The organism is Sphingobacterium cavernae (genome assembly GCF_008520265.1).
GTDB classification, from domain to species: Bacteria; Bacteroidota; Bacteroidia; order Sphingobacteriales; family Sphingobacteriaceae; genus Sphingobacterium; species Sphingobacterium cavernae.
In genome coordinates this window covers 49043-65959 of sequence record NZ_VIQM01000018.1, presented here as the reverse complement: position 1 = coordinate 65959, position 16917 = coordinate 49043, and the positions used below count along the sequence as shown (strand labels likewise).

At 36.3% G+C, this 16917-nt stretch carries 8 protein-coding genes and 3 tRNA genes; all 11 read right to left on the bottom strand.

Annotated elements, in window-relative coordinates; genetic code table 11:
- Positions 1-24: 24 nt before the first annotated feature.
- Positions 25-3132, bottom strand: a complete 3108-nt coding sequence (locus FLS47_RS02280) for a SusC/RagA family TonB-linked outer membrane protein (protein ID WP_149912776.1) — start codon at positions 3130-3132, stop codon at positions 25-27.
- 16 nt (positions 3133-3148) lie between these two features.
- On the bottom strand, positions 3149-4498 hold the full coding sequence (locus tag FLS47_RS02275; protein ID WP_149912775.1) for an IPT/TIG domain-containing protein: 1350 nt from the start codon (positions 4496-4498) through the stop codon (positions 3149-3151).
- 196 nt (positions 4499-4694) lie between these two features.
- Entirely contained in the window at positions 4695-6260 is a 1566-nt protein-coding gene (locus tag FLS47_RS02270; RefSeq protein WP_149912774.1) for a calcineurin-like phosphoesterase C-terminal domain-containing protein, read from the bottom strand.
- 292 nt (positions 6261-6552) lie between these two features.
- A complete protein-coding gene (locus tag FLS47_RS02265) occupies positions 6553-8322 on the bottom strand; it encodes a RagB/SusD family nutrient uptake outer membrane protein (protein ID WP_149912773.1) in 1770 nt (589 codons plus the stop codon).
- Between the two features lie 11 nt (positions 8323-8333).
- Positions 8334-11600, bottom strand: coding sequence for a SusC/RagA family TonB-linked outer membrane protein (locus FLS47_RS02260; RefSeq protein ID WP_149912772.1), 3267 nt, complete (start codon positions 11598-11600; stop codon positions 8334-8336).
- Positions 11601-12086: 486 nt separating this feature from the next.
- Positions 12087-12161: transfer RNA gene (locus tag FLS47_RS02255), tRNA-Val, on the bottom strand.
- A gap of 7 nt (positions 12162-12168) precedes the next feature.
- Positions 12169-12246 (bottom strand) — tRNA-Val (locus tag FLS47_RS02250).
- Positions 12247-12256: 10 nt separating this feature from the next.
- Positions 12257-12334: transfer RNA gene (locus FLS47_RS02245), tRNA-Val, on the bottom strand.
- Between the two features lie 147 nt (positions 12335-12481).
- Complete coding sequence (locus FLS47_RS02240) at positions 12482-14467, bottom strand: putative porin (RefSeq protein ID WP_149912771.1); 1986 nt, start codon at positions 14465-14467, stop codon at positions 12482-12484.
- Positions 14468-14511: 44 nt separating this feature from the next.
- Positions 14512-15327 carry a purine-nucleoside phosphorylase gene (locus tag FLS47_RS02235; RefSeq protein WP_149912770.1) on the bottom strand — a complete coding sequence of 272 codons (816 nt, stop codon included), beginning with the start codon at positions 15325-15327 and terminating at the stop codon, positions 14512-14514.
- Positions 15328-15395: 68 nt separating this feature from the next.
- A complete protein-coding gene (locus tag FLS47_RS02230; protein ID WP_149912769.1) occupies positions 15396-16904 on the bottom strand; it encodes a sodium:solute symporter in 1509 nt (502 codons plus the stop codon).
- Positions 16905-16917: the final 13 nt, after the last annotated feature.

Here is a 16917-nt window from a genome sequence, read left to right as displayed (position 1 = left end):
TTATTTGAATTCTATCTTTCTTTCTTAAAAATTAACATAAACTTGAACCGAATACGTAGAAGGTATAGGGTATCTACGACCATTGAACCTTGCTTGCTCTGGATCAAAAATCTTAACTGTATCCCATGTATAAAGATTGTTTCCAACCAATTGTAAATCCAGGGACTTGACACCTGCTTTTCTCAAGAAATTAGGATCTACATTATAGCTCACCGTTACTTCTTGCAAGCGTAAGTATTTTGCATCACCTTGCCAGAACGTGGAAGTTTGGTTATTATTTGCACTGCCTCCATACGATAAACGAGGGAATTTCGCATTTGGATTTTCTGCTAGGGAGGGATCAATACCATTTGCCATTGCATATTCCATCGGAATCCATCGGTTCGCAGGATCAGCAACCATATCTAGTACATTACCTAGCGCACCCTCGTAAAAAGGACGGTAACCTATACCTCCATAAAAAAATGGACTACTTCCTGTGCCTTTAAATAATACACCCAGTGAAATTTTTTTATAACGAAACTCACCGCCGAATCCGTACATAACCAATGGAAGTTCATCGCTATGTGTCAATGGCACTTTGTCCAAATTGTCAATCATACCATCACCATTGACATCTTTATATTTGATGTCACCTGGCATTACCGCACCAAATGTTTGTTGCGCACTGTATTTTATATCATCTTCATCTTTGAATAACCCTATCGCCTGAAAACCCCGTATAGAATTGTGAGGGAAGTTGTTGTACTCTAAATATGGATATTCTAAGTATGCTTGCTCCCAATTCTTCACCATAGTCTTCGAGTACGTAAAATTACCACGAACAGTGAAATCCAAATCCGAAGTTATTCTACCCTTGTAAGAAATGTTACCGTCGGCACCCGAGCTTTGCATACGTCCAACATTTGCGAAAGGATTAGATATTACACCTACATAATCTGGAACTTGCACACGCTGCTGAAAAATACCATTACGCATGTCTTTGAAGATATCGAACACGAAATCAACTTTATTATTGAATAATTTACCTTCAAAACCGATATTGGTCTTAATCGCTCTTTCCCATGCTAAATTATCAGCACCAATACGTGTTTCATTGATAGTTTCAATACCACCTATTCCCCAAACATCAGTACCGTCACCGATATTTGAATTACCTTGATTTACTTTTGTCAGATAAGGAAAACGAATACTCGAAATACGGTCGTTACCTACCGAGCCATACGAAGCTCTTATCTTGAAATAATCCAACCATGGTGCTGATTCTTTTACAAACTCATAGCTAGATGGCACCCAGCCTAATGCTACAGATGGAAAGAAACCATATTGTCTACCTGGCTGAAAGTTTTCCGAACCTGTGTAACCAAAATTTGCATCCAATAAATAGGTGTCTTTATAACCGTAAGTGAAACGGCTGGACACCCCTTGATAACGCAATGGAATCGCTTCCAAATTGCTTTTAGCATCTTCCGTGTCTTTTGCATCACTCATGTAATAATATATTAATGCAGAAGTACGGTGATCTTCATTGAATACTTTATCGTAATTGATTACAGATTCCAAGAAGTACTTACGGAATTGTCTTGTACCTTTATTGTAAGAAGCTTTTTGCTCTGGCACAGTTAAGATTGTGATTAATGAGCCGTCAGCAGCTCTACCCAAAGCATTATACAATGCGGGTTGCACGCGACGTCTTTCGTTGAAATAGCTGTAAATATCATACGCACCTTGCACTCTGAACTTCAAGCCATCTAACACACCCGACAAATCTTGATTCAATGCCAAGGTGGTTTTACCTCTGTATTCTTCATCCAGAGCTTTACCTGTTCTATTGATCATCACATAAGGCGAAGATTGATCTCCTGTACCCCGACCTGGCAATAAACCATTAGAAAATTGCGTAGGAATAGTCAATGGAGTAAGTCTTGATTGTGCACCCCAGATATAATCTGTATTAGCTAGTCCCGGTTGAGACAATGCTGATAAAAATCCATCAGAACCCAAGAAAACTTTCGTTGTCTTAGTAAGATTTATATCTAAATTTATTCTATAATTGTAAGAGTTGAAACCAACATTAGAACTATATACAGAGTTTTTATCTACCTTATATGCTGCAGTTTGAGTTTTACCTCCTAAGCTTAGGAAATAACGTGCAACCTCCGAACCACCACGACCACTCACATAGTAACTGTTAGACCAAAAGTTCTTGTTTAATATTTCTTCTTGCCAATTGACATTAGGGTATAGATCTGGATCAAGTCCATCTCTAATAATACCCATTTCCACCTCATTGTACAAAGGTGTATTGCCACGAATTACATTTGCTTCATTCGCCAATTTCGCATAATCGTATGCATCCAAATATTTTGGCAATCGATTTAATGCCGATAAAGTTGTATTAGCACGTGCTGTTAATTGAATACGGTCTACTAATCCGCGCTTTGTAGTAACCAAAACAACTCCATTAGCACCTCTAACACCATATACCGCCGTAGCAGAAGCATCTTTTAAAATCGAAAAACTTTCAATATCCGCGGGATCCAATGTATTTAAATTCCCTTCCAATCCATCAATCAATACTAACGCACTGTTATTAGCACCAAAAGTACCTATACCTCTCACCCAGAAATCTGCATTGTTCTTACCTGGCTCGCCACTCGTTTGCATAGAAATAACGCCTGCCGCTCGACCACCCAAAAGGTTTGTAATAGAAGGTGCAGGACTTTGTAAATCTTTGACATCAACAGTTGTTATAGCTCCAACATTACTAATCTTACGCTGCACATTACCTAGACCAACCACCACCACTTCATCAATCTCCGCATTATCTTCATCGAGCTGAATCACTAAATTTGAAGTATCAACTACTGCGACAAACTCTTGGGTCTTATAGCCTACAGAAGTGAAAACCACTTTATCTCCATAGATTGCTTTAATTTTAAAATTTCCCGAGTTATCCGTAGAAAGCCCCGAAGAAGGCTTGTCTTTTATATATATTGAGACGTTTGGTAATATATTATTGTTGACATCTATTACTTTTCCTGCAATAGAGATTTCTTTCCCTTGCTGCGCAGCTGCTGGCGTAATTATTACACAGAACAACAGCAAGGACACTATTTGTATGATTTTCATTTCTAAAGGTTGATAATTATTCGATTACTAATTTTCGGATTCTGGCATTACTCCAATCTGCAATGTATATGTGCCCCAATTCATTCACAGCTACACCCCAAGGTTGATTAAAAAGTGATTCTGCAGGCCCTCCATCTTTAAATCCGGCTTTACCTGGCTGTCCTGCCACAGTCGTAACAATTCTGTCAGGTGACACCATACGTATCGCATGATTTCCATAATCCGCTACAAACATATTTCCATCATTGTCAAACTTAATGTCTTTTGGAAGGTTAAAAAGTGCATCTTCAATTGGCCCATCTTTGAAAGCCGATCCTCCTGGCGCATTCAATCTTTTGAATCCACCAGTTCCATCCGGATCTCTTAGATCCAAGACCATAATTCCTTGCCTAAATTCGATTGGACTCGCGTTAGAATGCAACGTGATATACAGCTCCCAAGGTTTTGCTGGGTTGATAGCTTGGCCATATTGAGAACCGTAAGGGCCTTGATGTACAATCTTCGCTTCTAAGGTTTGTGGATTTATCCGAGCGACTTTACCGTCCCTAAAACGTGTATATAAATTCCCATCCCAAGGAGAGAATGTTATAAAGTTTTTATAGCGGTCAGCCACTACAATAGATGCATAATCACTAGTAGAATATTTAGCATTACGTTGACGTGGATACCAAGCCTCTTTAGGATCAAAAGTGAACATAACTTCTTGTACGGATTCGTGCGCTGCGGTCACAACACCAGTTGCGCGATCTACAGTTAGTCCATTTGCATATAAAACTCTTCCAGTCGCAGGCGATTGAATTAGTGGCGTTACAATATTTTGTGCTTCATTGATACGAGCAACGCCGAATGTTGCTACGGTGCTACCTACAGTATTCCCATCTCGCCAAGACATAAAAATATTTCCTTCACGATCTAATTCTAAATATTTACCATAAACTGTTGCTTCCGATAATGGACCTGGTGTAAATGATTTGATGCCATTACCAGTGACGGTACTTACCAAAGCTTGTGTATTGTAAACGAAAGAATTTTCATAGACTACAGAATCAGAACCTACAACAACAGAAATAGAAGGATTCTCTCCCGGTAAACGTGGTACAATTGCATAAATACGGTTTCCACTTGATGAAACGACAGTAGCTCGCGCCTTGTTGAAATAGACTTTTATTTTAGATGGGTCTTGACCAAAGTTTTCACCATCTAACAAAATTTTATCGCGTGCACCTCCTTCCGTAGGAAAGAATGAGGTCAGCTTAACTTCCTTATTTGGATCATACTCAACAGCTGTGAATTTGCGTTCATCTTCACAGCTCGAAAAACTAATTAAGGCACTGATGATACAGCCCTTCAATAGGTAGCGATTCATGGAATAATGGGTTAAATTAATTTGTTTTTTTCTATTGCAAGGATAGAAAGACTATGTTTAGTGAATATTAAGTAGTCGTTATTAAAACATTCTATTAATTGATTTAACCCGTCCAAAATCCCTTACAATATGGATTAACCACAAAAAGGATGGAATATAAATTCCATCCTAAACATTGAAACGTATTACTTATGAATTATTTAAGGATTTCTAATGAAGTCAATTGGTGATGGGTGTTTCCATACATATCTGTAGCTCTAACTTCAATTTGATGTTTGCCTACTTCTAAAGAATTTGGAAATTTAGCTTCCCACAAATGCGAAGAATTAACAGGAGTCGATGGTCTTCTACCTTGAATGTAGTTTTCTGCATTATCAAATTTTAAAACTTCATATTGATATGAAGGATCTACAGCTTCTATATAAGACATATCTTTCCAATCTTGATTTCCAATACGGAATTGAACTTTATCACCTTTCTTACCAAGGAAGAAGTTTGCAGTAATTTTATATCTTTTGATATGCTTCTTATCAATCACTTTAGGTGCAATGATTTTTATTTGATAATCTTTGCTTTCACCCGCTACCCTATAGTTGAAAGAGTATTTGTTACCCTCGACATTCAATATTGCATACCCTCTTGGTGTACCATCGCGCATTGTAGAATTAGGAACTCCTTGCGCATTAAAGGTTCCAGAATACCAATCACCCGATGTTGTCCCTACATTATACTCGTGATGTGGCATTTCTTGTCGCCATCCATCTTCCTTTCCATAGAAAATTTGTTGTTGATAGTGTGTGTGTGCAGACATCGAAACAGTATATTTATAGGATGCTAAAATATCAAAAAGGCGTTGTCTATCTTCATTACGAAATACATCAGAATTTGTATGCGCCAATGGGATATGAAAATTTAAAACAATCAACTTGTCTTTTGGTACAAATTTCAAATTGTTCTCAATAAAATCCAATTGATCTTTTCTAAAACCACCTAAATAACCTTTACCGGTACGTGGATTAGGGTAAATAATATTGTCAAGAACAATAAAATGGGCATTGCCATAATTGAAGGAATAATTCGCTGGCCCAAAATGATACTCAAACGTCTCATCAGACAAAGAATCTGATTTCACATCAAAGTTCATATCATGATTACCAATGACGTTATACCAAGGTTTACCAATTTTTTGAATAGCATCTTGATATGGTTTATGCAACACTAAATCATCACCTACTAAGTCACCCAAGCTAATACCAAATGCAATATCATTAGCAACTTCAATATCATCAATTATTCCTTTTTGGAAATAAGCAATTTCATCCAGATTGTATGCTTGTGGATCTCCGAATACTAATGCTTTGAAACTATTGTTTTCTTCTTGTTTATATAACGGAAAGTCAATACGCTTTGGTAATTTCCCTGTAGGTGAGTAAGTCGTATATTTTAACTTTGGGGCACCCTGAGGCTTGTGGGCATGATAGAATTGCGGCAAATTCTTGTCATTTAGTGGAAAGCCAAAACCACTTGGTTTAACAACAAAGATCATGTTATCTTTCCCAACAGGAATTTCATATTCTCCGTTAGAATTCGTCTGTACCACATCATGTCCATTACTAACGGACACAGTCGAAATACCTAATTCTGTTCTATCTTTTTTACCATTTTGATTTGCATCATGGTATACGGTTCCCCTAGCAATTTCTTGTGCATTAGCTACACTAATCGCTAAAATACATCCCCCTAATAATATTTTAAATTTCATAAATAGTTATACTTTCTGCAAAAGTATTTTTCAAAGACAAACTATTTATTATTGTAATATTAAGATTAGATTAAATATAAAATGACAAAATAACCTATGCTGCATAGCCTGCACTCCTTTAGACAATTATTTAGTGATCCAAATATGCTATAATATTAACAAGTTTTGCATTTATTAAAATAGCCTTATTTATTTATAAAAAATATAAAATACATGTTAGATATTACAAATTATCTATAAATATGAAAAGCACCAATTTCTTGATGCTTTTGCTTTAACTCTTTTTCAGAGACTAATTTATCGTTGGATCGAATGTTCCTCCCCAATCTTTATTTTGCTCCAATTTTGAATTTTTATCCAATACTGATTGTGATAGAGGGAAGAAATAGTATGTGTCAGGCAGAATATTTACCTGCGCTCCAGTACGGGGGACTTGCAATAGAATATATTTAAACTGATTCTCAACAAGTTGAAAATTACGCGCTAAATTAGCCGCCTGTTCCAAATTCATTTCCGAACCATCAGGATTTATAGCAATTGCTTCTACACCAAATTTGGTTTTATTGTGCAGTACATCAAGCTTACGCAATCTTCTTAAATCCCAGAAACGGTGTCCTTCAAAGGAGAATTCAATATTTCTTTCAGCTAGAATTGCGTCTCTTATACCTTCTTTAGTATTAGCAGAGATACCATAGTTGCCATCTGATCCAGCATCAATACCAGCACGCTGCCGAATTTTCTTCAGTAGATCTTTTGCTGTATTCAAATCTCCAGTTTCATTCGCAGTTTCAGCATAATTCAGCATGACTTCAGCCAAGCGCATCACTACGTAATCTACATCATATTGCGTTTCTACTTCAGTTTGTTTTAATGAAAGTTTAGAATTCTTTAAGATAAAAAAACCACTATAGCGATTTAAGTTTTCGGATGGTGTACGTGCGTTTGGATTAATTCCAAAATCGTCTAATGCCGCCGCAACACCTACGGAAGTGTATTGTCTTTTGCCCATCTTACCAGAAACTTCATAAATTTTACCATTCCAAACAATTGATTTTTCAAATCTTGGATCTCGGTCTTCCCAATATGATTGTAAAAATTGTGCATCAGTTTTGTAATATGCACTTGTAGGATCCGAATAAAGCTTACCATCTTTCATAGGAAAAGATTTTACGAATTCCCATGAAGGCACTGAGCTTGCTGTACCTCTACTTTCTGATCCCGGACGAACACCATAGTCGTAACTCGCAACTTTATTGGGATAAGTATTGATCACAGCAAAGATTACTTCAGGCCCTTTCTCTTGTAAAGCTATATTATAATAATCTGGTGTAAGACTATAGCCATTCGCTATAAGCCGTTCATAGGCTGTTTTGTTAGCTGCATTTGCTTCTGCCCAGTATTCATTTCCATATGGATTATTAGGATTATATTGTGGTGACGCCTTGTATAACAACACTTTAGCTTTGAATGCTACAGCAAAGTTTCCATCTACCTTGCCGTAATCAGTAGATCCTTTTTGAATAGTTGATGGAAGAAAGGATATAGCTTGATCTAAATCTTTAACAATCAATTCAAAACATTCTTTCGTACTATTTCTTGGTGTTTCTAAATCTTCACTATTTAGCTCTTGTGGTTCAGTGATGTAGGGAACACCACCGTGAAATTTGACCATATTAAAATACATATATGCTCGCATAAATAGGGCTTGGCCAAGCACACTGTTTTTGACTTCTGTAGACAAACCTGTACTTGCATTCACATTCTGAATTGCCGTGTTTATTCTTCTTATAGTTGTATAATCCCAAGCTTTATAAGAGGAATTATTTACCGTCACCGCATCTAGAGGAAAATTAATTCCTATCAATTGATCTGAATTGTTATCTGCTCCTGCAGACCAGTTTCCGAATAATGGATATAGATTTGCTAAATAAGCATTAACTAAATTAGGGTCATTCCATACTCTTTCTTCATCCAATGAACCTAAATTTGGAATATCAAGGACATCCTTACAGGAAGATGTCGCTAAGGCTAGGGCTAGTATAGGATATAATATCTTTTTCATAGTAATAATCATTAAAATTTAACATCTAAACCTAATGTAAATGTCTTCATCACTGGGTAGGAATCATACATCTTTTGTTCCGGATCATGAAACTCTGTCATAGGTGATAACACAAATAAATTAGTTCCATTGAAGAATACATTTACGCTCTTTATTTTCATAGCATTTGCAATAGATTGCGGTAGCCCGTATGAAACATTAAAATCACGCAAACGCATGTAAGCACCATTTCTGATCCAGAAAGTAGATGCTACACTACCAGATTCTTGCCAATTTGACCCTACTACGCGAGGATATTGAGCATTTGGATTTTCTGGAGTCCACACATCACCAGCCCATATTGGGTAATATGGACGGAATGAACCACCATGCTGACGCATACCTGCACCTTCTTGATTACTTATAATTCTATCGTAAGCCATTACACCTTGTAATAAAGCTGAAATAGATAAACCTTTCCAACTTGCATTTAACCCTAATCCATAATTAATTCGCGGAGTATTATTCTCTGATAACAACATCATATCATTATCATCGATTTTTCCGTCAGGACCACCTGAATAATTAGCACCTTTAACATCTTTATACAAAATCATTCCTAAGTAAGGATCACGACCATACGTTTTAAAGCCTTTGCCAATAAGATCATCCAATTGAGCCTGCGTTCTTACTATATCTACTGCTTCCAAACCAATAATTCTGTTCTCTGGTCGACCTATTCTTGATCTAAAATTCTGCTCTCTTCCTGATTCATATGAAGGTTCTTCATCATAAATATTCCATTGATCGACTGCATAACCCATGTTGGCTGTTATACCATAAGAAAATTCTCCTGCACGATCATTCCATCCCAACGTAAATTCACCACCTTTATAACTTCGAGCAGCATAATTTTCAGGCGCTAATGTGCGACCGTAATTATCTGGAACGATCAAATTTCTACCACCCAAAATATCTGTCTCATCTCTTTTGAAAACATCAATATTACCAGAAAGACGATTATTTGCCATTGCAAAGTCTAGACCTAGGTTATAACTTTTTGAAGTTGTCCATGTAAGATTTTGCGTAGGATTAGAACCATAAGTTACACCATTGTAGTAGCGGTCTCCAAAAATATATCCTCCTGAAGGCGCATAGTTTTCCTGATATAAGAATTGTGCAATCTTCACCGCGCCGACATTTAAATCATTACCCGTAGTACCGAACGATGCTCTTAGCTTCAAGTCATTAAATGAGCCTTTAGCACTTTCGAAAAAGCTTTCTTCTGAAATACGCCATGCTGCAGACATGGAAGGGAAAAAGCCCCAACGCTTGTCACCAGGAAATAACGGTGAACCATCATAGCGGAATGAGAATTCTGCAATATATTTATCTGAATAGTTATAATTGGCACGACCAATAACACCACGACGTGCATCTACAGATTCGCTTGCATTAGTTGATCTGAAATTACGATCTGTAGGATAAATATACATTTGATCTAAGCTTACTATTGGATTCTCTGCTCTTGAGTTAACGTATGTGCCGCCAAATTTATATTGCTCATAAACTAACATGGCATCAATTGAATGTTTGTTGAATGTGCGATTATAGTTTAAAAACCAGTTTAATTGGTATTGCCACTCTCGCTGTGGTGTATAATCTAAGAAAGGCTGGGCTTGACTAAATGTAAAAATATTGATTTTATCTTCAGTAGGGGGTGCAGGAATAAATCTATTGTCACTGGCATCCAAAGACGTAAATGTATAGTTCTTTTGGAATGTCATGAATCTCTTACGCATATAATCATCAGCCACATAACTTCCTACTACTTTCGTAGACAAACCTTCTACTAACTTATCAAGTTTATAATTTAAGGTCATTATCGGATTCACTTGACGTACTTTACGGTCTATGTAACGATTTCCAATCACTTGATCAATCACGTTCCAGGCCTGCCAGCTGCCCATAGGTGTTTGCACCGGATATTCAGTTGGCGTGCTACTTGGTGATCCATCAGCATTTAGATAAAATGGATACATTTTTGGCCAATTGAATGTCACACGATAAAAATCTGAAACATCAAAATCATCATCTGCAGCAGATGTGCTAAACGGCCAATAAAAACGTTTTGAGTTAGTTTGATTTGCTGCAATATTTACATCAATACTGAAATCATCAGTCACACGTGCACTAACATTACTCCTCAAATTGAACTTTTCATGTTCTAATGATTTGTACGATCCATTCTCTTTTCTATAACTTAACAAATTGTAATAAGTTATTCTATCTCCACCACCGGTCAAAGAAATGGATTGTCTATGGCTAAAAGGATTACGCCAAATCATATCATTGACGCTATATACCTTATCTTTAAAATAATCAAATTCTTTTTGCGTGTTAGGTGCCACCCAAGGTGTTGATCGATCACCACGTTCCCATAAAAACTGAGATACACGATTTTGATATGTCAATTCATCAGCAGCCGTGGTAATATCCGCCAGCAATGTTTGTGTTGGTGCACCTAAAGTATAATTACTTTGTACATTAAAGACAGGCGCTTGAATCGTTCCTTTCTTAGTAGTTACGACCACTACACCATTACCAGCGCGTGTTCCATATACAGCAGCAGTTGCTGCATCTTTCAAAAAACTCATTTGATCAACTTCATTTGCTTCCAAAGCATCGAATGCAGCTTTATCTCTAACGATACCATCAATAACATATAGCGGCTCGGCAAAGCTACCACGAATACGTAAGCTGGAAGATGCTCCAGCCATACCAGAAGTATTGGTAACGTTGACACCTGGCGCACGTCCAGCCAAAGTATTAGACAAATTGGATGGGGAAATATTTTTTAGCTGATCTGCATTGACAGAAGATATCGCACCCGTTAGATTTCCCTTTCGTTGTCTTCCGTAACCTACAATAACAACTTCTTCCAGATTACCAACATCTTCTACCAATTGTATAATGTTTGCTGATGAGTTCCTAATCGTATATTGCTGCGTCTGAAAGCCTACACTTTTAAGTGTCAACACATCTCCTACTTTGGCTAGAATTTTAAATTCTCCACTAACTGATGTACTTGTGGATTTGCCATCTGAACTTGAGATAGTGACACTAGGAATAGGATTGCCCTGCGCATCTACAACTTTTCCAGAAATTTCGTTTTGAATAATAATACGCAAATTCGTCGCGGCAGATAGATGTAGGGGAGCGGCAAATATCCCACTACTTGTAAAAATTCCTAAAAATCCAATAGGAATTATTCTTTTGAATAGGTATTTTTTTTTCATAGTTTATATAAGTTAGTAGTAAATAATTCAAGCTACTAATAACCTATCACTATAGTTAACTATATTTTAAAAACAAGAAAAATTTACGAATTCAAAGAAGTGACAACTAAGTGCAATCGATAGTTTGTAAACTAAAAACAAAAAATATTTCAGCTTTAAAACACATCTTAAGGATATAGAAAACAAAAGTTCAAGCTATAAGATATGTTCTTTTATACACAAAGATAAATATGGTAAAACATACTCTAAATGAAAAGTGTGATGAGTTATCTATCTGCTAATCTGAATTACTGAGGGATAGTAAAATTATTAGAAGTTTACCTTACAGATAAAATATCCACGCTATCGGGTGTTCAAATCGGTATTATCGCACGCACACATAATACGTGTCCAATACAGAAGAACATAGTTTATAAAAAGTGTATATTTAAAAATTAGGTTATAACAGCAAAAAGCATCAATCTCTTGATGCTTTCATTTGTAGAGTGGAGGCTACTGGATTCGAACCAGTGACCCTCTGCTTGTAAGGCAGATGCTCTGAACCAGCTGAGCTAAGCCTCCGTATGGATGGTGGAGAATACTGGATTCGAACCAGTGACCCTCTGCTTGTAAGGCAGATGCTCTGAACCAGCTGAGCTAATTCTCCTTAGAATGTTTGGTGGAGGCTACTGGATTCGAACCAGTGACCCTCTGCTTGTAAGGCAGATGCTCTGAACCAGCTGAGCTAAGCCTCCAAACATTTTTGTTTTTCTTTATCAGAACTCCACAACCTTATCCCGATTGCGTGTGCAAATATAGCCCTAATTTTTAAGTTTCAAAATGTTTTTTAAACTTTTTTACTATCAAATACTGTAAATTCCTAATAAAAAGACAGATAGTTTTTAGTCATAAAATTTCCAAGATGCACCAAATCTAAAGTTGGCTGGATTCATTGGATAACGACGTACAGAATAGTATCCCTTTGGATACAAATATTGATTCGTAAAATTGTTACTAATAAAAAGATTTACACGCTTAATATTCATAGTCGCCCAAAAATCAACTATTGGATAAGTTGAAAACTCTAAGCTGGTATTTGTATTATAAAACTGTCCAGTATTAATCGAATAAGATGGAGTGACAAAAGGTGTATTAAATCGAATATCAGTACCAATTCGAATATTCAACACATCAAACCATCTCGAATCAAAATAGAAGCTATGCCAAGTATATAATTCAGGTGTCGCTATCACATCCATTGCATCGGATTTTTGATAAACAACACGATTATCCAAATGGAATTTACCAAATTTAAAGTTCTGTTCTACAGTAGCTTTTAAAAAGTTTAATTTTCCATATTGGGCAGCTTCAATCACTTTATCCAATCTACCGTCTTCATTTGGATTATCTATTTCTTTAAAATAGGTATAATTATCAATTAAGAAATATTCCACTCTACCTTTAAATCCCAACTTCGGATTGGTATATGCAAATGATAAATTCTGAGTTTTAGTCTTATCCAAATCATTATTCCATTGGTGGTATGTATAATTCATACGATTAAATACCATTTCAGGAGATTTATTTTGTGAGTATGCCCCCAATGAAATCTTACCCACATTCTCACCAATCAAAATGTCTGCTTTTGCTTCATAAAGATAATCGCCAAAATTATGTCCCAAGACAATCTGATTTAGCCCTACATTAAAATTAATACGATCTGAGAATTTATAACTTGCATCACCTTTAACGGAGGAATTTTGATAAAAGTTAGAAGAAAGACTGTCCGCCAACCATATCAAATCATTTTGAAATCCCAAATTCAATTTAGCTTCATTTTTTAAAACACTTTTTGGCCGTAAATAAAAAGCATAGGTAAATTCATTAGAAATGGTTGTTACTTTGGTTGTATCATGTACTTCCTTAAAATTGCCAAATGGAAAAGCACTAAACGTATCATCTTCATTTTTGTAAAACACAAATCGCTGTTGTCGAATATGTGTATTATGCGCAATGGCATTAGTGGGATGTATTTCCATTTCTGGCAACCCGTTATTGACCGTATCCAATCGCCCTAAAAAATATGATTGACGCAAAAAGAAGCTGTTGTCATTCCATTTATTATATGGCCTAGTTTGTCTTTGACCATTCAAACGTGTTCGCGCTGAAAACCATGAGTTTAAGTTTTTATCCCGAAATAGAGTATCATTAACAACCGAACCATTCTCAGGTGCATCAAGCTTGTTAAAAGTCATATTTGCGAGCAAATTATACCTTTTACTTGGAGACTCATACCATGTATGGACCGCACCCTTTCGATCTGAATAATCTTGATTAAAAAAATACCCCTCCGTATTGGTGGCATGATAATCAACACCTATATTCCAATTTGGTCGAATATTTTGAGCTAATTTCACCTTAAATACTTGGTCTTGGAAAAAAAAACCTACAGCATATAATTCTGAATATCTAGCTCTTGCCCGATAGTACAATACAGAGTCAGAAGTTAATAAATAACGCTCCAATGCATGAAAACCAGGTTGAAAACCTATTTTTTTTGTTGGCTGAAATAATAAATCACGAGTTGCTAAACCATAAGATCCTAAATGGATACTGGGATTCCAAGGCAAATTTTGTTGATTATAATATTGGAAATTGTAATGTGTAGTATCTATTTGCTGGGTTTGGGTCGCATTTTTCAACATCCCTAATGTGGCAAACCGAATATATTTCGCTGTAAAAACTACCGAATCCTTTTTGTTATCCTCTTTGGCTCTAGCTGAATCCAATGCCGAACTGAATTCATCATTCACTTGCGCTTGTAGTGCAAATGTCAATGTGAAAAAGAAAATTAAACTTAATAAGCTGCGTACAAAATAACTACTCATCAACTACTCAATATATACTTGGCAAAAATAAAGAAATTTAGATGTTATTGTAGTGCAATTAACTCTTTTAACACCTGCGTCATTTTGGGTTCTATTTCAGCAGCAACTTTTACAATTTCTTGCAAAGAAACAGGCTTCAAATCCGCATGAAAACCTTCATCTGTAACTACGGAAATTGCGAAAACAGGTAAATGCATATGATTTGCAACAATCACTTCGGGAACTGTACTCATCCCAACTATATCACCACCTATAATCCGCATATAGCGGTATTCAGCTCTCGTCTCTAAATTAGGCCCTGGCGTAGAGACATACACTACACGGTGCGCTTTTACCCCTACTCGCTGCGCAATTTCAATAGCCTGCTGCTGCATAGTCTTATCGTATGGCGCACTCATATCCGGAAAACGATTCCCATATTGTTCGTCGTTTGGACCACGTAAAGGATTATCTGGCAACAGATTGATATGATCATCTATAATTCCAATATCGCCCTTTTTGATATCTGGATTTAGCGAACCCGAAGCATTGGAAACGAAAAGCTTTTGTATGCCAAGATCTTTCATTACCCGTACTGGGAATGTAATTTCCTGCATATTGTACCCTTCATAGAAATGCAGACGACCTTGCATAGCTACTACTTTTCGACCATTTAGGGTACCGAATATTAACTTGCCGGAATGAAATTCAACAGTGGAAATAGGGAAATTAGGAATGTTTGAGTACATTAATTGATAGTGTACTTCGATTTCATTGACAAGCTTTCCTAAGCCTGTACCTAATATAATACCAAATTCGGGAGTGAAATCGCCAATGCGTTGACGAATAAAGGAAACCGTGTCGTCTATTAAATGATACATGTGTACAAAAAACTAATACTCAAACTTAGTGTTAATTTTTTGCACACACAAATCACTTATAGGCTTTATTATTTAGCCGACAATTGCTTATCTGAAGCTCTTCCTGGAGAAGTAAACCACAATAATATGAACGTAATTAATCCGTTGTAAACGATCAATTCGAAACCAATTTTGTATGTAGTATGTGGCAATACATATAAGGTCATTAACCAAATAAGAATCGGTGCCAACACGCAGATATATGGTACAAGATTGTCATTCACTTGACGTTTTGTCAAAATACCGAAGGCAAATAAACCCAATAATGGCCCATAGGTGTAACCCGCAATTTTGAAAATTGCTGATACTACCGAGTCATCATTGATCACATGGAATAACAAAATCACAAGCAACATCACAATAGAGAATGCCATGTGTACAATGTTTCTTTGCTTCACCAATTTAGGATCATTTGGATTTTCCTTTTTATTGAAACCTAAGAAATCCACGCAGTATGATGTCGTCAGTGCAGTCAAAGCAGAATCCGTTGTCGCAAAAGTTGCAGCCGTCAAGCCCATCATAAATACGATTCCTGGTAACAATCCTAAATGTTTCAACGCAATCTCTGGGTACAAATAATCCGACTTACCCAAATCTTTCACATTGATACCATTTGCTTCAGCGTAGAAATACAACAAAGCTCCAACACACAAGAAGAACACATTGATAACCACAAAAATGGATGTGAAAGTCATCATATTCTTTTGCGCTTCACCAATTGTTTTCATACTTAAGTTCTTTTGCATCAAATCTTGGTCAAGACCAGTCATTGCAATTGTAACAAAAGCACCACCAATAATATGTTTCCAGAAGTGTCTTGTATCACCTAAAAGATTTTCCCAAACAAAAACTTTAGAATAAGAACTATCTTTTACTTTTTCAAATGCTTCTACTACTGTAATTCCAAGTCCATCTGCCATAAAATAGATTGACAAAATTACAGCAAGCACTAAGAATGTAGTTTGCAATGTATCTGTGATAATAATTGTTTTTAGACCACCTTTGTTGGTATATAACCAAATTAACAACAAACAGCCCGCTACGGTTACGATAAAAGGAATATTCCAAGCATCAAAAATATAGCGTTGCAATACAATAGCTACCAAATAAAGACGAAATGCTGAACCGATAGTACGTGACACTAAAAAGATCATCGCACCAGACTTGTAACTTTTATACCCTAATCTTTCTTCCAAATAGGTATAGATGGAAGTTAGATTCATACGATAATACAATGGCAATAGTACGTAAGCAATAATGATAAAGCCTAGTGCATTTCCCAAAACGAATTGGAAATAACTAAAATTATTCGCTGCTAAACCAGCCGGTGCATTACCAATATCTCCTGGAACAGAAATAAATGTAACACCTGATAGTGCAGTACCAATCATTCCAAAAGCAACTAAATACCATTTGGAATTACGGTTAGCTACGAAAAAGGTGGAGTTATCTGCCGAGCCTTTAGATGTAAAATGTGAAACAGCCAATAATACAGCAAAATAAACTACTAGAAATGATAATAATATTATAGGAGACATATATAGTCTTTAA